This is a genomic window from Curtobacterium flaccumfaciens (genome assembly GCF_051548005.1).
In the GTDB taxonomy this organism is placed as follows: domain Bacteria; phylum Actinomycetota; class Actinomycetes; order Actinomycetales; family Microbacteriaceae; genus Curtobacterium.
Window position 1 is genome coordinate 1 of record NZ_JBPUGH010000061.1, and the last position, 18,519, is coordinate 18,519.

Here is an 18,519-nt window from a genome sequence, read left to right on the forward strand (position 1 = left end):
CACGGAGACCACGCCGCTGCGCGGGCGCTCGCTGCGCGGTTCGGCTGGACCGCCGTGCGGACCCTGCTCCAGCTCCGCGCCCCGGTCCTGACCGCGGCACCGGACCCCGCGGTGCCGGACGGCTGGTCGCTCGCGGCGTTCCGGACGGGCGACCCCGACGACGAGCGAGCCTGGCTGGCCCTCAACGCCGCCGCGTTCGCGCACCACCCCGAGCAGGGCCGGATGACGCTCGAGGACCTCCGTGCACGCGAGGCCGACCCGTGGTTCTCCGGCGACGACCTGCTGCTGCTCCGTGACGCCTCCGGCGAGCTGGCCGCCTCGTGCTGGCTCAAGGTCGAGGACGGCATCGGCGAGTTCTACGCCGTCGCCGTCCGTCCCGACCTGCAGGGTCGGGGGCTCGGCGGGGTGCTCATGCGCGCCGGCTGGGGTCGTCTCGTCGGCCGGGGTCTCGACGCGGCGGCCCTCTACGTCGAGGGCGACAACGAGCCCGCGCTCGCGCTCTACCACCGGTCTGGGTTCACGCAGCACGCGATCGACGTCCAGTACGCCGCGCCCTGACCCCTGCACACCGGGTCCGTTCACGCGGCGTTTCCACAGCCGTTACGCGCGGCCCGCGTCGCGGAGGCCGCGGGTGGCAGGATGTGGGCATGGACACCGAACCGCAGCTCGACGGCGACTCCGTCGCACCGGACCTCGACGACTTCGACGAGGTCGTCGAGGTGGAGCACGAGTCGCTGCCCTCGGACCGCTACTTCGACCGCGAGCTCAGCTGGCTCCGGTTCAACCAGCGCGTGCTCGAGCTCGGTGAGGACCGCACGCAGCCGCTGCTGGAGCGGGCGAACTTCCTCGCCATCTTCGCGTCCAACCTCGACGAGTTCTTCATGGTCCGGGTGGCCGGTCTGAAGCGCCGCATCGACACCGGGATCGCCGTCCCAACCAACGTCGGCCGCGCCCCGAGCGAGGTCCTCCGCGACATCGCGCGCAAGGCCCACGAGCTGCAGGACCGCCACGCGCACGCGTTCATCAACTCCCTCAAGCCGGACCTCGACGCCGCGGGGCTGCACATCGAGCACTGGTCCGACCTCGACGAGGCCGACCGGCTGCGCATGCGGGAGTACTTCAACGAGCAGATCTTCCCGGTGCTCATGCCGCTCGCGGTCGACCCGGCGCACCCGTTCCCGTACATCTCCGGGCTGTCGCTCAACCTCGCGGTGCGGGTGCGGAACCCGAAGTCGCAGCGGCAGGAGTTCGCGCGCCTCAAGGTGCCGCAGAACTTCTCCCGGTTCATCGCGCTGCCCGACGACGGCTCCGGCCGCCAGCGGTACATCCCGCTCGAGGACCTCATCGCGAACCACCTCGACGACCTCTTCCCGGGGATGGAGGTGCTCGAGCACCACGTGTTCCGGGTCACCCGCAACGAGGACGTCGAGATCGAGGAGGACGAGGCCGAGAACCTCATCCAGGCCCTCGAGCGCGAGCTCCTCCGTCGCCGTTTCGGTCCGCCGATCCGGCTCGAGATCACCGAGGACATGGACCCGGTGACGCTCGACCTGCTCGTCCGCGAACTCGACATCACGGAGCAGGAGGTCTACCGCCTGCCGTCGCCGCTCGACCTCGGCGGCCTCTTCGAGATCGCGAAGATCGCGCGTCCGGACCTCCACTACCCGAAGCACGTCCCGACGACGCCCGTGCAGTTCCAGCCGGGCGAGCCGAACACCAAGCCCGACCTCTTCGGCGCCATCAAGGCCAAGGACGTCCTCGTGCACCACCCGTACGAGTCCTTCGCGACGAGCGTCCAGGCGTTCCTCGAGCAGGCCGCGGCCGACCCGAACGTCCTCGCCATCAAGCAGACGCTCTACCGCACCTCGGGTGACAGCCCCATCGTCGAGGCCCTCATCGACGCGGCGGCGGCGGGCAAGCAGGTCCTCGCGCTCGTCGAGATCAAGGCGCGCTTCGACGAGCAGAACAACATCACCTGGGCCCGCAAGCTCGAGAAGGCCGGCGTGCACGTCGTGTACGGCCTGGTCGGTCTGAAGACGCACTCGAAGCTCGTCCTCGTCATCCGACAAGAGGGCGGGACGCTCAAGCACTACAGCCACATCGGCACCGGCAACTACAACCCGAAGACCTCGCGGATCTACGAGGACATGGGCCTGTTCACGTCGGACGACACGGTGGGCAAGGACCTCACGCGCCTCTTCAACGAGCTGTCCGGCTACGCGATCGAGAAGAAGTTCAAGCGCCTCCTCGTCGCGCCGCTGCACCTCCGGAAGGGGCTCATCAAGCGCATCCAGACCGAGGCCGACAACGCCAGGGCCGGCAAGCCGTCGGGCATCCGCATCAAGGTGAACTCGATGGTGGACGAGCAGATCATCGACGCGCTCTACCTCGCGAGCCAGGCCGGCGTACCGGTCGACGTGTGGGTGCGCGGGATCTGCTCGCTCAAGCCGGGCATGGAGGGCGTCAGCGAGACCATCCGCGTGCGGAGCGTCGTCGGCCGGTACCTCGAGCACTCACGGGCGTTCGCGTTCCACAACGACGGCGACCCGGTGGTGTTCATCGGCTCGGCGGACATGATGCACCGGAACCTCGACCGTCGCGTCGAGGCCCTCGTGCGGCTGTCCGACGCGGCCCACGTGACCGAGGTGCAGGACATGTTCGACCTCGCGATGGCGGACGAGACGAGCTCCTGGCACCTCGAGTCCGACGGCGAGTGGACGCGCCACTCGACCGACGCTGACGGGCGCCCGCTGCAGGACGTGCAAAATGTCCTCATGCGCAAGATCTCGGCCCGGAAGCGCTCGACTCGGTGAGCGGCGGTCCCACCGGTCCCGTCGTCGCGGCAGGAGCCGTCGTCTGGCGCGAGCAGGACGGCCAGCCGCTGGTGCTGCTGATCCACCGCGGCCACCACAACGACGTCTCCTTCCCGAAGGGCAAGGTGGACCCGGGCGAGAGCGTCCCGACGACCGCCGTCCGTGAGATCGACGAGGAGACCGGGTACCGGGTGCACCTCGGCGCACCGCTGGGCACCGCCGAGTACGTCCTGCCGAACGGTCGGGACAAGGTCGTGCACTACTGGTCCGCCCGGGTCTCGAACAAGGAGTTCGAGCGCGCGGGGACGTTCCGCCCCAACGACGAGGTCGCCTCGGTCGAGTGGGTGTCGATCGACGACGCCCGCGGCCGGCTGACCTACGACCGCGACGTCGAGATCCTCGACCGCTTCGCCGACCGCGCGGCCGCCGGGGAGCACAAGACCTTCGCCCTCATCGCCCTCCGGCACGCGAAGACGGTCCCCGGCTCCGACTGGGACGGCCCCGACGCGACCCGGCCGCTCCTGCCCGTCGGACGCTCGCAGGCCAGGGCAGCCGCGGCACCGGTCGCTGCCTTCGGCCCGAAGAAGATCGTCTCGAGCACGGCGGCGCGGTGCCTCGCGACCGTCGAGCCGCTCTCCGCACGGACGAAGGTCGGGGTGCAGTCGACGCCGGACATCAGCCAGGACGCCCACGACCGCGGCGCGGCCAACGTCAAGGGCGTCGTGCTGCGGCGCATCGACAAGGCGAAGTCGACGGTCCTCTGCTCGCACGGGCCGGTGCTCCCCGACATCATCGCCCGCATCGCCGGCGCGACCGCGGACGGCAGCCGACACTTCGACCTCCGCCGTGCCGCGATGCTGTCCGTCGGCGACTTCGCCGTGATGCACATCGCCGACGGCAAGCTCGTGGCCGTCGAGACGCACCGCAACACGATCGCCTCGTAGCGGCCGACCGGGCTCGCCCGGCCTCGTCCGGACCGTCCACACGACCACCGTGGCCGGCACGCCCGTGGTGATCCGCGCCTCCAGGACGGCCTCCGCACACCGCTCCGACACCGTCCCGGCGACCATGCGAACGCATGCGCCGCGCCCGGGCGCAGTGACCCGATCCTGCACCCCACCCGGGGTGCGTGTCCGCGCGCCTCGAGCGGGGCAAGGCCTCGTTCACCTGCCGTTCACCCGCGGGCACCTCCCGGGTCACCTCGCGTCCCTACAGTCGCTCCCGGGTCAGCACCGGCCCGCGGGACCAGCAGCGGTCCCACCTGCACTGACATTCCCGAAGGGACCCCTGTGAACATCAAGCGAATCGGCACGGTCGCGGCGATCGCGATCGTCGGCGCCGTCGCGCTGTCCTCCTGCGCCTCGAACGAAGGCGGCGCGGGCGCTGGCGCCTCCGCCACGTCGAGCTCGGGCACGGACTACTCGAAGCTCTCCGGCACGCTGACCGGCTCGGGCTCGTCCGCGCAGCAGACCGCACAGGCCACCTGGACCGCCGGGTTCCAGAACGTCGCTTCCGGCGTCACGGTCAACTACTCGCCCGACGGTTCGGGCGCCGGCCGCAAGAACTTCATCTCGGGTGCCGCGGACTTCGCCGGCTCCGACGCCGCCCTCTCGGACGAGGAGCTCTCGGGCTCGTTCGCCGCGTGCGCCGCGGACTCGAAGGCCATCGACATCCCGGTCTACATCTCCCCGATCGCGATCGCCTACAAGGTCGACGGCGTGAAGGACCTCACCCTCGACGCGAAGACCATCGCGGGCATCTTCTCGGGCAAGATCACGAAGTGGAACGCCTCGGAGATCAAGGACCTGAACAAGGACGCCTCACTCCCCGACGCGAACATCACCGTCGTGCACCGCTCGGACGACTCGGGCACCACCGAGAACTTCTCCGAGTACCTCGACGCCAACGCGAAGGACGTCTGGGGCAAGGAGCCGAGCCAGACCTTCCCGTACCAGGTCGGTGACGCCGCCGCGAAGACCTCGGGCGTCGCGTCCTCCATGGCCAGCGCCTCGAACGCCATCACCTACATCGACGACTCCGGCGCGGGCTCGCTCGACAAGGCGAAGCTCATGGTCGGCGACAAGGCCACCACGATCTCGGCCGAGGGTGCCGCCACCGTCGTCGCCGACTCCAAGACGGTCTCGGGCCGCGCGGACAACGACCTCGCGATCGACATCAACCGCACCGACACCGCGGACAACGCGTGGCCGCTCGTCCTCGTCTCCTACGCCATCGCGTGCCAGGAGTACAAGGACTCGGCCAAGGGTGAGCTCGTGAAGGGCTACCTCGACTACGTCGTCTCGAAGGACGCGCAGGACGCCGCCGCGAAGGAGGCCAAGTCGGCCGCCCTCTCGAGCGACCTCTCGGAGAAGGCCGCGAAGGCCGTCGCCTCCATCAAGTAACACCCCTGAGCGCCCGGACGCCGGTCCCACCCACAACGACCGGCGTCCGGGCACTCGCCCGTCACGGCACCACCTCCCACCTCCCCCGTTCCCCCACCCCGGGTGAACCTCCGACAGGAGTCGCATGACGACCGCACCGGCCCGCGAAGGGGCCACCGTCATCCCGAAGCCCAAGGCCGTCGTCCGCATCGGCGACCGGGTCTTCTCCGCCGCCTCGGTCATCTCCGGCGGCCTCATCCTGCTCGTGCTCGTGCTCGTCGCGGCGTTCCTCGTCTGGCAGAGCATCCCGGCGCTCGTCGCGAAGGCCGGGACCCTCCCGAACGGCTCGGCGAACTTCTGGGACTACGTCGGTCCGCTCGTCTTCGGCACGGTCTGGTCCGCGCTCATCGCGCTCGTGATCTCGGTCCCGCTCGCGCTCGGCATCGCGCTCTTCATCTCGCACTACGCACCGCGTCGCCTCGCGCCGGTGCTCGGGTACGTCATCGACCTGCTGGCCGCCGTGCCGTCGGTCGTGTACGGCCTCTGGGGCATCGTCGTCCTGGCGCCGTTCGTGAAGCCCTTCTACGCGTTCCTCAACACCTACCTCGGCTGGTTCCCGCTGTTCTCCGGCCAGGTCACGGGCACCGGCCGCACGATCCTCACCGCGTCGATCGTCCTCGCCGTCATGGCGATCCCGATCATGACCGCCGTGATGCGTGAGATCTTCCTGCAGGCGCCGACCCTCAACGAAGAGGCGGCGCTGGCCCTCGGCGCCACCCGCTGGGAGATGATCCGCCTGTCGGTCCTCCCGTTCGCGAAGTCCGGCATCGTCTCCGCGATCATGCTGGGGCTCGGACGGGCCCTCGGTGAGACGATGGCGGTGGCGCTCGTCCTCTCGGTGTCGACGAACGTCACCTTCCAGGTGCTCACCTCGCTCAACCCCTCGACCATCGCCGCGAACATCGCGCTGCAGTTCGCCGAGGCCTCCGGCACCGCGCTGAACGCCCTCGTCGCCTCCGGCCTGGTCCTCTTCGTCATCACCCTGGTCATCAACATGCTCGCGCGGTACATCGTCCGCAAGCGAGTGAGCTGAGAGGTACGACCCGATGTCCCTCGCCCTCCGTCAGACCGGCATGGCCGGCAACGTCTACGCCAACGGCAAGCTGCACAGGTCGGTGCCGTGGCTGCTCCTCATCGGCTCCTGGGTCGCGCTCATCGCCGTGTTCGCCCTGCTCAACGCCGGCGGCGCGGTCAAGGACTTCAACGTCGTCGCGGCGCTGTTCCTCGGCACGGTCCTGTTCGACGTCCTCATCGTCGTCGTGTCCCGCATCGTCGAGGGTGGCCGCAAGGCGGTCGACCGTCTGGTGACCTCCCTGGTCGTCACCGCGTTCGTGATCGCCGTCCTGCCGCTCGTGTCGCTGCTCTGGACCGTCCTCGCCGACGGTCTCGCCCGCTTCGACGCGGAGTTCTTCTCGTACTCGATGCGCGGCGTCATCTCCGAGGGCGGCGGCGCGGTCCACGCCCTCGTCGGCACGCTCGAGATCACGCTGTTCGCGGCACTCATCTCGGTGCCGATCGGCCTGCTCACCTCGATCTACCTCGTCGAGTACGGCAAGGGCGCGCTCGCGAAGGGCATCACGTTCTTCGTGGACGTCATGACGGGCATCCCGTCGATCGTCGCCGGCCTCTTCGCCTACTCCCTGTTCGCGCTCTTCCTCGGCCCGGGCGCCCGCTTCGGCCTCGTCGGCTCGATCGCCCTGAGCGTGCTGATGATCCCGATCGTCGTGCGCTCGACGGAAGAGGTCCTGAAGATCGTGCCGATGGAGCTCCGCGAGGCCTCGTACGCGCTCGGTGTGCCGAAGTGGCTCACGATCGTGAAGGTCGTGCTCCCGACGTCGCTCGCCGGCATCACGACAGGCGTCATGCTCTCGATCGCCCGCGTCATCGGTGAGACCGCGCCGCTGCTCGTCACCGCCGGGTTCACCGCGTCGATGAACTACGACCTGTTCCGGGACCCGATGATGACCCTGCCGGTGTTCGCGTACACGCAGTACTCGCAGCAGGGCGCCAACCCCGTACCGTTCGTAGACCGGGCGTGGACCGCGGCACTGCTCCTCATCCTCATCGTGATGGCGCTCAACCTCCTCGCGCGCTTCGTCACCCGCCTCTTCGCCCCCAAGCTCCCCCGCTAGCGCGGCAACGACCACCACCCCGAAGGAATCCACGTGTCCAAGCGCATCGAGGTCGACGGCCTCAACGTCTACTACTCGAAGTTCAAGGCGGTCGAGGGTGTCGACATCACCATCGAGCCCCGCACCGTCACCGCGTTCATCGGTCCGTCCGGCTGCGGCAAGTCCACGTTCCTCCGCACGCTGAACCGCATGCACGAGGTCATCCCCGGCGCCTGGGTCGAGGGCTCGGTCAAGGTCGACGGCGACGACCTCTACGGCGCGGGCGTCGACCCGGTGCTCGTCCGTCGTCAGGTCGGCATGGTGTTCCAGCGGCCGAACCCGTTCCCCACGATGTCGATCAAGGACAACGTGCTCGCGGGCGTGAAGCTCAACAACAAGCGCATCTCCAAGTCCGAGGCCGACGACGTCGTCGAGCGCTCCCTGCAGGGCGCGAACCTCTGGAACGAGGTCAAGGACCGCCTCGACAAGCCCGGCATGGGTCTGTCCGGCGGGCAGCAGCAGCGTCTGTGCATCGCGCGGGCGATCGCGGTGCAGCCCGACGTGCTCCTCATGGACGAGCCGTGCTCGGCGCTCGACCCGATCTCGACCCTCGCCATCGAGGACCTCATCGAGGAGCTGAAGAAGGAGTACACGATCGTCATCGTGACCCACAACATGCAGCAGGCCTCGCGGGTGTCGGACAAGACGGCGTTCTTCAACATCGCCGGTACCGGCCACCCGGGCAAGCTCATCGAGTACGACGACACCGCGACGATCTTCTCGAACCCGTCCGTGCAGGCCACCGAGGACTACGTCTCCGGCCGCTTCGGGTGATCCCCTGACGTTCGCGTCGTGCACGCTCGGCCCCGTCGAACCCCGGTCCGGCGGGGCCGTCGCCGTCCCCGGGTGCTGCTGCGGTCGCGCGGTTGCCGGGTCCTCGCCTCGTTGTCATGCCGTCATGCCGTCATGCCGTCACGCCGTGGTGACGAACGACGGCCGGGAGGCACGGGTCGCGTTCGGCGGGTCGACGTCGGCCAAGCGGGTGGCCGGCTCCTTCCGGCTCGACTCCATGCGCGTGCAGGCATCGACGAAACACCCGTCGTTCGACGAGTGCTTCGTCGCACCCACGATGCGGATGTCGATACGGGTGCAACGAGCGACGAAGCACGTGTCGATCGACACGTGCTTCGTCGAAACGCGCGCGTTTCGTGGAGAGAGCGCTCCGGGCTAGGCGTCGAGCGGGACCGCGGCGATCGGGGTCGTCGTCGGCTGCTTCGACCCGCCGGCCGGCTCGACCGTGATGCCCACCGTCACGCCGTCCCGGACCTTGCCCGTCAGGACCGCGGAGTGCACTCCGTCGGCGTACTGGTCCATCAGACCGGCCGACGTGATCGTGCCACCCTGCTGCTTCGAGTCGATGTACCAGAGTTCGTAGGTCTTGCCCTTCGGCGCGGCCTCGACGCCGTCGAGGATGACCGCGGACTTGCCGAGGTCCTGCGACCAGACGACCGTGGCCGTCCCGCCGCCCTGCACGGGCGTGGAGCTCCGCTGGAAGTCGGACGCCGCGTAGATCCCGTCGAGGACGCTCGAGCTCTGCGAGGTCCCCGGTCGCGGTGTGTCGCCGCCAGGGCTCAGCACCCCGCCGACGCCGAGTCCGACGCCGAGGAACACCACCGCGACGGCAGCAGCGGCGGACAGGGCAGCCGCCGGACGCTGGAACCAGCGGCGGCGAGCCGCGGACTCCGCCGGACCCGGCTCCACGGAGGAGGCGGGTGACGGGGCGGAGGCAGGTCGTGCCTCCAGGCCGGCGTCCGACGACGTCGGTGCGGAAGCAACCGGAGCGGACGCCGCCGGAGCAGACGCCGCCGGCGCGATCGGTGCCGCCTGCGGCGTGTTCTGGATCTGCGCCATCAGCGACGCCTTGAGCGACGCCGGCGGCTCGATCGGGTCGGTGGAGTACGCGAGCTGCAGCGCGGTCTCGCGCAGCGAGTCGGTCTCGGACCGGAGCTCGGGAGAGGACGCGAGGGCATCCTCCACCTGGGCGCGCTCGTCGTCGGACAGCGCATCGAGGGCGTACGAGCCGGTCAGCGTGAACGGGTCGTCGTGTCGTTCGGTCATGAGGTCACCCCCATCTCGTCTCGGAGTCGGATCATCCCGTCACGCAGACGGGTCTTGACGGTGCCGATGGGGACACCGAGTTGCTCGGCCATCTCGCTGTGCGAGAAGCCGCCGTAGTACGCGAGTTGCACCGCCTGGCGCTGGAACTCGGTGAGCTTCGCCAACCCCCGGCTGACCCGCTCGTGCTCGATGCGGATCTCCACCGATTCCGACACCTGGTCGAAGCCGGCCTCGAAGTCGCGGATGCCGATGCGGGTGTCGCGGTCGTGCGAGGCCTGCGAAGCCCGGATCCGGTCGACCGCCCTGCGGTGGGCCATGGTGAGCACCCAGCTCGCCGCGGAGCCACGGACCTGGTCGAACCGGGCGGCCTGTTGCCAGACCTCGAGGAAGACCTCTTGTGCGACCTCTTCGGACTGCGCACGGTCCTTCAGCAACCGGGTCACGAGGCCGAGCACCCGCCCGGACAGTTCGTCGTACAGGTCGGAGAAAGCCGCCTGGTCGCCGTTCGCAACCCTGGTGAGGAGTTCATCGGGCGACGGCGGCGCCGGCTCCGCAGAGCCCCAGCGCTTCGTGTCGCGTTCCACGAGTGCAAGCATCGCAGGTTTCCCCCCTCTCTGTGCGTGGGGCACTGCAGGGTCCAGGACTCACGCAGCTGTTCGGGTGTGTGAGCGAAGGGCCCGCGTGATCCGCAGGGAATTGACCGACTGGCGTCGGACCGGGTCGCGCGGGACCCTTCGCCGTGGTGAGGTCAGGGCCTCGCCACGGTGATGATTCGGTGCCCTCGTCCGGTCGGATTGGAGGAGGGCTCGAACGTCTCCGCGGGCGCGCCCGGCGGGTCGGGTGTCCTCCGTGCGAGAACGGATTCGACGTGCCCAGGGGACGTTTCGTAGAGTGGACGTCGCCGGGCCGCAGCAAGCCCCGGGCTCCAAATATCGCCGCTTCGAGCGGCCTCGCGCCGAGAGGCGCTTCTGCGGCTCGGCTTCACGCTGCCCGCTGGCGTTCGCGCTGGTGGTCGTCGGTCTGGAGGCGCGGGTCACCTCGGTCCTGCGGCTGCGGCTGCGGTCCGGCCTGGAGGCACGGATCGCCCCGCCCGTCCGGCTGCCGCCGGGAGGGTGGTCGGCTCAGTCGAGGCTGTCGCGGCGCCAGAGCGCCGCCGCCTCCGTCAGGTCGGCCGCGAGCTCGGTCAGCCGGAGCGCCCGCGTCGTCAGTTCGCTCGCACGCTCGGCCGCGGTGAGGTCGGACTCGTCCGCCACGGCCGTCGCCCCGGCCGCCGTGAGCCGGCAGAACGCTGCGCCGCGGTCCAGCGCCACCGCGAGGTCGCCCGTGTACAGGCCGTGCAGGATGCGGTCCGCGAGGGTCAGGATCTCCGCCGGCCCCGTCGGCTGCTCGGCACCAGCGACGGCCTGGTCGATCGTGCCGATGCGCTCCGTGCCGCGCGCGAAGAGGTACGCGATCTCCTCCGGCGCCTGCCGGATGACCGTCCGGACGAGGTAGATCCGCCAGAGCGCCCCCGGAAGCGTGTGCGCCCCCACCCGCGCCCAGAGCTCCGCGATCGCGTCGATGCCGTGCACGTCCGTGTAGGTCACGAGGCGCTCGACGACCGCCGGGTCCGGGTCCTGCCGCACGCGGTGCAGCAGGGCGTTCGCGGTCTCGTGCGCGACACGGTTCACCACGGCCGGGTCTTCCCCGCCCTGGATCGCGGCGAACTCGGCATCGGTGAAGTGGACGGGACGGTGGTGATCGCGTGGCACCGCGACAGTGTAGGCGCGGCCACCGACGCCGCACGTCCCCCGTTCGCCGAGAACGCAACGGTCCGCGCACGCGTACGGTGTTCCGGCAGGGAGGCACCCCTCCCGGACGTGGAGGAGAGGACCTCATGAACGCCCTGCTCATCATCCTGGCCGTGATCGCCGTCATCCTGCTGTTCGTCGGTGGCTTCGCCGCCAGCCTGAAGTTCCTGCTGTGGGTCGGCGTCGTGCTGCTCGTGATCGCCCTGATCGCCTGGCTGCTGCGGACGCTCACCGGACGCCGGAGCTGACGCGCTCGTTTCCCGCCTGGAGGCCCTCACCCGCTAGCCTTGCGGGTGAGGGCCTCTAGCTCAGTTGGTAGAGCACCGGACTTTTAATCCGAGGGTCGTGGGTTCGAGCCCCACGGGGCCCACCGCCTCAGGAACGCCGCCTTTTCATCCGAGGGTCGTGGGTTCGAGCCCCACGGGGCCAACATTCCCCGCGGCAACATGACGGTTCCTTGACTCGTGCGGGGATCGCATAGGATCGTCGGCATGCGCGATCGCCCAACCGGCAGGATCGGCTCTCTGGACGGACTCCGCGGCGTCGCTGCTGCCGTCGTCGTCGTCCACCATGCCTTCCTCTCGATCCCGATCCTCTCGGACGGCAACTACCACCGCGACGTCCCGGACTGGGCGAGCTGGATGGTCTACTCCCCCGCCCACCTGGTGTGGGCCGGGAGCGAGGCGGTGCTCGTCTTCTTCGTGCTCAGCGGGTTCGTCCTGACCCTCCCGGCGCTGCGCCGCACGCAGGACTGGATCGCGTACTACCCGAGCCGGCTCGTCCGCCTCTACGTCCCGGTGATCGCCTCCATCGCGCTCGCGCTCGTGTTCTTCTTCCTCGTCCCCCGACAGGACCAGCCGCACCAGGCCTTCTGGATCAACCGGCACGCCGAGCCGTTCAGCCTGCACGGCCTGCTGGGCGATGCCACGCTCTTCGCACCGACGCTCGTGAACAGTCCGCTCTGGTCCCTCACGTGGGAGGTCCTGTTCTCCCTGCTGCTGCCGTTGTTCGTCTCGATCGCCGCGGTGACCCGCCGCTGGTGGTGGGCGACCGCCGTCCTCGCCGTCCTGCTGTCGGCACTCGGTGAGTACGAGCACCAGAAGTGGCTGATGTACCTCCCGATGTTCCTGCTCGGCTCGGCCCTCGCCGCGGGGTGGGAGCGCCTGCCGGCGGTCCCGAACCCGCTCGGCTGGGTACTGCTCGTGGCGGCCCTGCTCGGCATCGTCGTGAAGTGGTGGCTGCCGGTCACCGAGTGGTGGTCCCCGGTGCTGCCCGCGGTCGTCCTCGCCTCGGCGGGCACGATCGTCGTCCTCGCCGGGAAGTGGCTGCCGGCAGAGCGGTTCCTGCTCGGCCGGCTCCCGCGCGAGCTCGGCCGGCTCTCGTTCAGCCTCTACCTCGTGCACGAGCCGATCACGGTCTCGGTGGCGAACCTGCTGCCGAACGCCCTGCCGTCCTGGCTGGTGATCGTCGCGATCCCGATCGGCGTCGCGGTCGCCTACGTCTTCTCCCGACTGGTCGAGCTCCCCGCGCACCGCCTGGCGAAGCGGATCGCGAAGTCCCTCTCCGAGCGCCCACCCGTCCTGCAGAGCGTCTGAGGGGCACCCCACCGCGGGCGGGCGTCCGGCGTCCGGCGTCCACCGATCCTGGACTCCTACAATCCGTCACGTGGCTCGAGGAACCGACGGCGGTGGGCTCGGCGGTTCACGTCGGTCCACCACGGACACCAGACGTCGCCGGGCGATCCCCGCGATCGCGCTCGGTGCGATGAGCCTCGGTGTCGCCGGCCTCGGTGTCATGCTCCCCGCGGTGTCCGACGCCTGCCACCCAGTCCCCGCGGCGTCCGGCCCGTCCGCCGGGCACATCGCGGACGCGATCGCTCCCGGCTCCGACGTCCTCATCGTCGGCGACTCGTACACGACGGGCCGGGGGTCCTCGGACAACGTGCACGGGTGGGCACAGGACATCGCTGCCGAGCGGGAGTGGAACGCGACGATCGACGGCATCCCCGGCACCGGCTACGTGAACACCAACCGCGGTCGGGCTGGACGCACCCTCTACGTCTCGCGGATCGAGCAGAAGGCGGCGACGACGCCGGACCTCGTCATCGTGCAGGGCAGCCAGAACGACTGGCTCACCGATCCCGACAGCCTCCAGAAGGCCGTCGAGCGCACCCTCCGCCAGGCCGAGGCGCAGTGGCCGAACGCGGTCGTCGTGGCGGTCGGACCGTCGGCACCGCAGCCGCGCGCGGAGAGCACCACGGGCATCAACGCCGCGGTGTCCGCCGGCGCGCACGCCGTGGGTGTGCCGTACATCGACGCGATCGCCGGTCGGTGGTTCACGAGCGTCAACAGCCGCGGTTTCGCAGCACCGGACCAGCAGCACCTCAACGACGCCGGGTACCGGTACCTGGCCGCGAAGGTCAGCAGCGCCCTCGACGACCTCGCGAAGGCGCCGACGGTCGAGCAGTGCCGCTGAGCAGCCCCGCGGAGCACTCGTCGGGGTACAAGTCGTCCACAGTCGCCTCAGGGCGGTTCCACGGCACAGTTCAGTCCTCGTTCAGCCGGTTGTTGGGTGGCCGCCGATAGTGTCGTTCCCGGATCCGATCACCGGGTCCTGCACCACCGCACCATCGAAGAACGAACGGGGTACACCGTGATCGAGCCCATCGAAGCCACGCACACCAGCACCACCGGCGCGCGCCGCATCGTCGAGCTCGCCGCAGCGACCAACACGACCATGAGCGACGAACTCCTCCTCGACACGCTCCGCCGCAACGCGAAGGTGTCGACGCGCCACATCCGCGAAGACTTCGTCGAGGTCGCCAACGCATCCACCGTGCTCGGCTACGTGTGCCGGCAGCGGTCCGAGTACATCGCACTGCGCGGGGACGACCCGGCGTGGGCACAGGAGGTCGGTCGCTACGGCACCGAGGCCCTCGCGGTCGAAGCGCTCCGCATGCGCCGCGGCTGAGCGCGCCACCGGACACGCTCCCGCACGACGAAGGCCGCCCCGATCGGGGCGGCCTTCGTCGTGCGCGGTGGCCATCCCGCTGCGTCGCTTCCGCGAGACTCGGGTCCGCGGACGGTTCCGCGACCCAGCAGCCGCGGAACCGTCCACGGGGCCGAGGCGCGGCCCCGTGACGCGTCGGGAGCGCGCCGCCGCGCGGGTCAGGACCAGACGCGGCGGATGCCCTAGGTGCCGGTCCAGGTCTCGTCGGGCTCGAGCCAGCGCAGGCCCTCCCCCGAGTTGAGCGCGTTCGCCGGCGCGGTCATCGGCTCGACGGCCACGGCCAGGCCGGTGCCGTCGCCCCGGGGGAACGTGCGGGACGTGAACACCTGCACGTACGGGAACGACCCGTCCTGCCAGAGCTCGACCCCGTCGCCCTCCGGCCCGTGCAGCGTCGTGCGTCGGACACCGCGCTCGTCCGGTGCGATGTCCGTGTAGGCGGTGTCGAGGTCCGAGTCGCCCGCGCGACGACCCGCACGGAGGTCGGAGTCGGTGCCGGTGACGTCGAACGACCCGTCCGGGACCTTCTGCTCGTTCGTCGAGAAGGCCGTGGCGGCGTCGAGGGTGACGACGAGGTCCTCGGCGGGGGTGTCACCGGCCCGCAGGTACGGGTGCGCGCCGACGGCGAAGGGGGCCCGGACGCCGGACCGGTTCGTGATCGTGTGGGTGACGCGGATGCCGTCGTCGACGAGCTCGTGGTGCACGCGGGTCTCGAGGGTGAAGGGCCAGCCGTGCTGGGGGTGGATCGTCGCCTCCTGCTCGATCGACGACTCCGTCTGGGTCACGGTCCGGTAGGGCGCGAAACGGAGCAGTCCGTGCGAGGCGTTGCCGTACTTCGGCTCCGAGACGTCGAGCTGCTGCACGGCCCCGTCGAGCTCCCAGCGGCCGCCGGCGACCCGGTTCGGCCACGGCACGAGCACGATGCCGTCGGCGCCGGGCGGTGCCTGGTCGACGGGGAACGGCTCGGTGAGGTCGAACCCGGCGACCCGGAGCTCGCGGATGCCGGCGGCGACCTCGGTCACGACGGCCTCGAGGACTCCGTCCGGTCCGGCGTGGCGGAGGTGGTACTGGCCTCCGGTGGGGGCTGCTGCGGTCATGGCGTGCGGGTCCTTCCTGGGGAACGCGGGGGAACGCGGACTGTGGTGCTTCAGCGCTCGTCGGCGACGACGACCTCGACCCCGGCCGCACGCACGGCGTGGACCAGGTCCGCCGGGGCCTCGGCGGTCACGACGACGTCGACGTCCTCGAGCGCGCGGACCACCCCGATGTGGGCCCGGCCGAACTTCGACCCGTCCGCGACCACGACCGTACGCCGTGCCGTCGCGGCGAGCATCCGCTTCGTCTCGGTCTCCGGCAGGTTGACGTTCGTCAGGCCGTGTTCGACGTCGACCCCGGTGCCACCGAGGAAGACCACGTCGGCCGCGATCATCGGCAGCACCGTGCCGTTGAAGGGTGCGACGAGCGAGTGCTGCAGTGGTCGCAACGTGCCACCGGTCACGATGACGGTGAAGCGCGGGACGGCCGGTTCGAGGGCGAGGGCCGTGGTCAGGGAGTTCGTCACGACGGTCACGTCGGCGAGGTCCGTCCGTGCGACGAGGGCGGACGCGACGGCTGCGGGGGTGGTGCCGACGTCGAGCACGACGCACTCCCCGGACCGAACGAGTGCGGCCGCGGCGCGGCCGATGGCCGCCTTCGCGACCTGGTGCTCGACGGCGGTCTCCTCGAAGGGGCGCTCGCCCGAGCCGGCCCCGAGGCGGACCGCACCCCCGTGCACCCGCCGGATCCGGGCCTCCAGGTCGAGGGTCGCGAGGTCCTGCCGGACCGTCACCTCGCTGGTGCCCAGCGCCGCTGCCAGGGCGGCCGTCCGGACGAGGCCCGGCGCCCCCTCGACGATGGCGACGATGCGGTCCTGGCGGAGGGGTGCCGGGAGCGCGCCGTCGAGGAAGAGGTCGTCGTCCGTCACAGCCCCAGTTTCGTCCGCTTCCGTCTGCTTTCGCAACACTTCGGATCGCGCTAGGCTGCTCCGGTGATCACCAAGCGCGCGACGAAGCTCGCGGACGGCCGCGACCTCTTCTACTTCGACGACGCCGACTCGACGCTCCCCGCCGAGCGGAGCATCGACCAGCGCGTCCTCGACCCCCGGCCGGACACCGCCCGGATGCGGCAGGACGTCCTCACGGGCGAGTGGGTGTCGATCGCGGCGAGTCGGCAGAACCGGGTGTTCCTGCCGCCGGCCGACCAGGACCCACTTGCCCCGCAGAGCCCCGCGAACCCGTCGGAGATCCCGAGCACGTACGACGTCGCCGTGTTCGAGAACCGTTCGCCGTCCTTCGGGCCGATGCTCGCCGGAGCCGGCGGTGCCGAGGACGCCCCGCCCTCGCTCGACGCCCTGACCGAGGTCGGGCTGAACCGGCAGTTCCGCAGCGTCGGCCGGTGCGAGGTCGTGTGCTTCTCCCCCGCGACCGAGGGCTCGTTCGCGTCGATCTCCGAGTCGCGTGCCCGCACCGTCGTCGAGGCCTGGGCCGACCGCACCGCCGCGCTCTCCGAACTGCCGGGCATCCAGCAGGTCTTCCCGTTCGAGAACCGCGGCGAGGCCATCGGCGTCACCCTGCACCACCCGCACGGGCAGATCTACGCCTACCCGTACGTCACCCCGCGCACCCAGCGGCTCCTGGCGTCGATCGAGCGCTTCGGTCCCGACCTGTTCGAGCAGCACCTCGCGAACGAGCGTGCCTCCGACCGGGTCGTCCTCGCCGGGGAGCACTTCACCGCCTTCGTGCCGTTCGCCGCGCGATGGCCGATCGAGATCCACATGCTGCCGCACCGCCACGTCCCCGACTTCGCCGGACTCACCGACGCCGAGAAGGACGAACTGGCGCACATGCACCTGCGACTCACGCGCGGCATCGACCGGCTCTACGACGACCCCACGCCGTACATCGCCGCGTGGCACCAGGCCCCGGTGCACACCGGTCGCGACACGGTGCGGCTCATGCTGCAGATCACGTCCCCGCGGCGCGCGGCGGACAAGCTCAAGTTCCTGGCCGGCAGCGAGGCCGCCATGGGCGCCTGGATCGGGGACCTCGTGCCCGAGAAGGCGGCCGAGTTCATCCGAGGAGGGATCGAACGCGCATGACGTTCCAGCAGGTCTACGGGTACGAGCCCACGGTGCGGTACTCCGCCCCCGGCCGGGTCAACCTGATCGGCGAACACACCGACTACAACGACGGGTACGTGCTGCCCTTCGCGATCGACCGCCGGACCGTCGCGTCGATCGGACAGCGGGACGACCGCGTGCTGCGGGTCGCATCGGCGTTCGACCCGTCGTCGGTCGTCGAACTGCCCCTCGACGAGCTGTCGCCGGACCGCATGGACGGCTGGTCGGCTTACGTGTTCGGCATCGCCTGGGCGCTCCGCGAGCAGGCCGACGCGGACCTGTCGGACAAGCACGGGTTCGACGTCTTCATCGAGTCGGACGTGCCGGTCGGCGCGGGCCTGTCGTCGAGCGCCGCGATCGAGTGCGGCGTCGCCCTCGCCTTCAACGACCTCTGGGAGCTCGGACTCGACCGCAAGACGCTCGCCCGGGTCGGCCAGTACTCGGAGAACCACGCTGTGGGCGCCCCGACCGGGATCATGGACCAGTCCGCCTCACTCCTCGGCGAGCAGGACGCCGTCGTGTTCCTCGACTGCCGGACGCTCGACACCGCGGTCGTCGACCTGGCGCTCGAGGCGAACGGGCTCGAGGTCCTCGTCGTCGACACCCGCGTCGAGCACGCCCACGCGACCGGTGGCTACAAGGCCCGTCGCGACTCGTGCGAGCACGGTGCGGCGGTGATGGGCGTGGAGGCCCTCCGCGACCTGTCCGTGGACGACCTGCCCCGCGCCCAGGAGCTCCTGGACGACGAGACCTTCCGCCGGGTCCGGCACGTCGTGACCGAGGACCAGCGGGTCCTCGACACGGTGCGGACCCTGCGCGAGGACGGCCCGCGGGCGATCGGTGCGCTGCTGGTGGCGTCGCACGAGTCGATGCGCGACGACTTCGAGATCTCGGTGCCCGAGCTCGACCTCGCCGTGGCGACCGCGGTGGAGCACGGCGCCGTGGGCGCGCGCATGACCGGTGGCGGCTTCGGCGGTGCGGCGATCGCGTTGGTCGACCGGGAGGCCCGTGGCGCGATCGCGGACGCGGTCACGTCCGCCTTCGCCGCGGCCGGGTACCGCGAGCCCAACGTGTTCACCGTGC

General features: G+C 70.5%; 19 protein-coding genes and 1 tRNA gene. 14 read left to right on the plus strand and 6 right to left on the minus strand.

Features of this window, described 5'->3' with window-relative positions:
* The 7 genes from mshD to pstB all read left to right on the plus strand — a co-directional run.
* A partial coding sequence (gene mshD / locus ACSW7Y_RS08995) for a mycothiol synthase (protein ID WP_438125961.1) occupies window positions 1-558 on the plus strand: 558 nt, incomplete at its 5' end.
* Between the two features lie 89 nt (window positions 559-647).
* Entirely contained in the window at window positions 648-2,813 is a 2,166-nt protein-coding gene (locus ACSW7Y_RS09000; RefSeq protein WP_438125962.1) for an RNA degradosome polyphosphate kinase, read from the plus strand.
* Complete coding sequence (locus ACSW7Y_RS09005; RefSeq protein ID WP_438125963.1) at window positions 2,810-3,757, plus strand: NUDIX hydrolase; 948 nt, start codon at window positions 2,810-2,812, stop codon at window positions 3,755-3,757. The genes ACSW7Y_RS09000 and ACSW7Y_RS09005 overlap by 4 nt, the downstream gene beginning before the upstream one ends.
* Before the next feature lie 345 nt (window positions 3,758-4,102).
* Window positions 4,103-5,215, plus strand: a complete 1,113-nt coding sequence (locus ACSW7Y_RS09010) for a phosphate ABC transporter substrate-binding protein PstS (protein WP_438125964.1) — start codon at window positions 4,103-4,105, stop codon at window positions 5,213-5,215.
* 124 nt (window positions 5,216-5,339) lie between these two features.
* Complete coding sequence (gene pstC / locus ACSW7Y_RS09015; RefSeq protein WP_438125965.1) at window positions 5,340-6,287, plus strand: phosphate ABC transporter permease subunit PstC; 948 nt, start codon at window positions 5,340-5,342, stop codon at window positions 6,285-6,287.
* A gap of 13 nt (window positions 6,288-6,300) precedes the next feature.
* Window positions 6,301-7,386 carry a phosphate ABC transporter permease PstA gene (pstA, locus tag ACSW7Y_RS09020; RefSeq protein ID WP_438125966.1) on the plus strand — a complete coding sequence of 362 codons (1,086 nt, stop codon included), beginning with the start codon at window positions 6,301-6,303 and terminating at the stop codon, window positions 7,384-7,386.
* Window positions 7,387-7,419: 33 nt separating this feature from the next.
* Window positions 7,420-8,199: a phosphate ABC transporter ATP-binding protein PstB gene (gene pstB, locus ACSW7Y_RS09025; RefSeq protein ID WP_438125967.1), complete on the plus strand. Its 780-nt coding sequence runs from the start codon at window positions 7,420-7,422 to the stop codon at window positions 8,197-8,199.
* Between the two features lie 138 nt (window positions 8,200-8,337).
* Here the strand turns inward: pstB and ACSW7Y_RS09030 are convergent, their stop codons facing one another.
* The 4 genes from ACSW7Y_RS09030 to ACSW7Y_RS09045 all read right to left on the minus strand — a co-directional run bounded on the left by ACSW7Y_RS09030 (window position 8,338) and on the right by ACSW7Y_RS09045 (window position 11,234).
* Entirely contained in the window at window positions 8,338-8,547 is a 210-nt protein-coding gene (locus ACSW7Y_RS09030; protein ID WP_438125968.1) for a hypothetical protein, read from the minus strand.
* A 45-nt stretch (window positions 8,548-8,592) separates the two neighbouring features.
* Entirely contained in the window at window positions 8,593-9,483 is an 891-nt protein-coding gene (locus tag ACSW7Y_RS09035; RefSeq protein WP_438125969.1) for an anti-sigma factor, read from the minus strand.
* The gene (gene sigK, locus ACSW7Y_RS09040) at window positions 9,480-10,079 is read right to left on the minus strand and encodes an ECF RNA polymerase sigma factor SigK (protein ID WP_438125970.1); all 600 of its coding nucleotides are present in this window, start codon (window positions 10,077-10,079) and stop codon (window positions 9,480-9,482) included. Before sigK ends, ACSW7Y_RS09035 begins: the two co-directional genes overlap by 4 nt.
* A 525-nt stretch (window positions 10,080-10,604) precedes the next feature.
* A complete protein-coding gene (locus tag ACSW7Y_RS09045; protein WP_438125971.1) occupies window positions 10,605-11,234 on the minus strand; it encodes a DNA-directed RNA polymerase subunit beta in 630 nt (209 codons plus the stop codon).
* A gap of 125 nt (window positions 11,235-11,359) precedes the next feature.
* Between ACSW7Y_RS09045 and ACSW7Y_RS09050 the strand changes: the two genes are divergently transcribed.
* From ACSW7Y_RS09050 to ACSW7Y_RS09070, 5 genes are all read left to right on the plus strand, one after another.
* Window positions 11,360-11,521, plus strand: coding sequence for a hypothetical protein (locus ACSW7Y_RS09050; protein WP_438125972.1), 162 nt, complete (start codon window positions 11,360-11,362; stop codon window positions 11,519-11,521).
* A gap of 49 nt (window positions 11,522-11,570) precedes the next feature.
* Window positions 11,571-11,643: transfer RNA gene (locus tag ACSW7Y_RS09055), tRNA-Lys, on the plus strand.
* A gap of 121 nt (window positions 11,644-11,764) precedes the next feature.
* A complete protein-coding gene (locus ACSW7Y_RS09060) occupies window positions 11,765-12,868 on the plus strand; it encodes an acyltransferase family protein (protein ID WP_438125973.1) in 1,104 nt (367 codons plus the stop codon).
* Window positions 12,869-12,938: 70 nt separating this feature from the next.
* On the plus strand, window positions 12,939-13,748 hold the full coding sequence (locus ACSW7Y_RS09065) for an SGNH/GDSL hydrolase family protein (protein WP_438125974.1): 810 nt from the start codon (window positions 12,939-12,941) through the stop codon (window positions 13,746-13,748).
* A 177-nt stretch (window positions 13,749-13,925) separates the two neighbouring features.
* Complete coding sequence (locus ACSW7Y_RS09070) at window positions 13,926-14,243, plus strand: hypothetical protein (protein WP_438125975.1); 318 nt, start codon at window positions 13,926-13,928, stop codon at window positions 14,241-14,243.
* A 221-nt stretch (window positions 14,244-14,464) separates the two neighbouring features.
* Here the strand turns inward: ACSW7Y_RS09070 and ACSW7Y_RS09075 are convergent, their stop codons facing one another.
* Together ACSW7Y_RS09075 and ACSW7Y_RS09080 are read right to left on the minus strand one after the other, a co-directional pair.
* A complete protein-coding gene (locus ACSW7Y_RS09075; RefSeq protein WP_438125976.1) occupies window positions 14,465-15,376 on the minus strand; it encodes an aldose 1-epimerase family protein in 912 nt (303 codons plus the stop codon).
* Window positions 15,377-15,426: 50 nt separating this feature from the next.
* The gene (locus ACSW7Y_RS09080) at window positions 15,427-16,242 is read right to left on the minus strand and encodes a DeoR/GlpR family DNA-binding transcription regulator (RefSeq protein ID WP_438125977.1); all 816 of its coding nucleotides are present in this window, start codon (window positions 16,240-16,242) and stop codon (window positions 15,427-15,429) included.
* A 63-nt stretch (window positions 16,243-16,305) separates the two neighbouring features.
* On the opposite strand from ACSW7Y_RS09080, the gene galT reads away from it, so the two are divergent.
* Both galT and galK read left to right on the plus strand, forming a co-directional pair.
* Complete coding sequence (gene galT / locus ACSW7Y_RS09085; protein ID WP_438125978.1) at window positions 16,306-17,415, plus strand: galactose-1-phosphate uridylyltransferase; 1,110 nt, start codon at window positions 16,306-16,308, stop codon at window positions 17,413-17,415.
* Window positions 17,412-18,519 (plus strand): galactokinase (galK, locus tag ACSW7Y_RS09090; protein WP_438125979.1); only part of this gene is annotated, 1,108 nt, incomplete at its 3' end. The genes galT and galK, both read left to right, overlap by 4 nt.

Bases quoted from the DNA above. Each gene is read 5' to 3' on its own strand.
- ACSW7Y_RS09050 (WP_438125972.1), top strand. From the start codon at position 11,360: ATGAACGCCCTGCTCATCATCCTGGCCGTGATCGCCGTCATCCTGCTG.
- sigK (WP_438125970.1), bottom strand. From the start codon at position 10,079: ATGCTTGCACTCGTGGAACGCGACACGAAGCGCTGGGGCTCTGCGGAG.
- ACSW7Y_RS09075 (WP_438125976.1), bottom strand. From the start codon at position 15,376: ATGACCGCAGCAGCCCCCACCGGAGGCCAGTACCACCTCCGCCACGCC.
- ACSW7Y_RS09035 (WP_438125969.1), bottom strand. From the start codon at position 9,483: ATGACCGAACGACACGACGACCCGTTCACGCTGACCGGCTCGTACGCC.
- ACSW7Y_RS09060 (WP_438125973.1), top strand. From the start codon at position 11,765: ATGCGCGATCGCCCAACCGGCAGGATCGGCTCTCTGGACGGACTCCGC.
- pstA (WP_438125966.1), top strand. From the start codon at position 6,301: ATGTCCCTCGCCCTCCGTCAGACCGGCATGGCCGGCAACGTCTACGCC.
- ACSW7Y_RS09000 (WP_438125962.1), top strand. From the start codon at position 648: ATGGACACCGAACCGCAGCTCGACGGCGACTCCGTCGCACCGGACCTC.
- pstC (WP_438125965.1), top strand. From the start codon at position 5,340: ATGACGACCGCACCGGCCCGCGAAGGGGCCACCGTCATCCCGAAGCCC.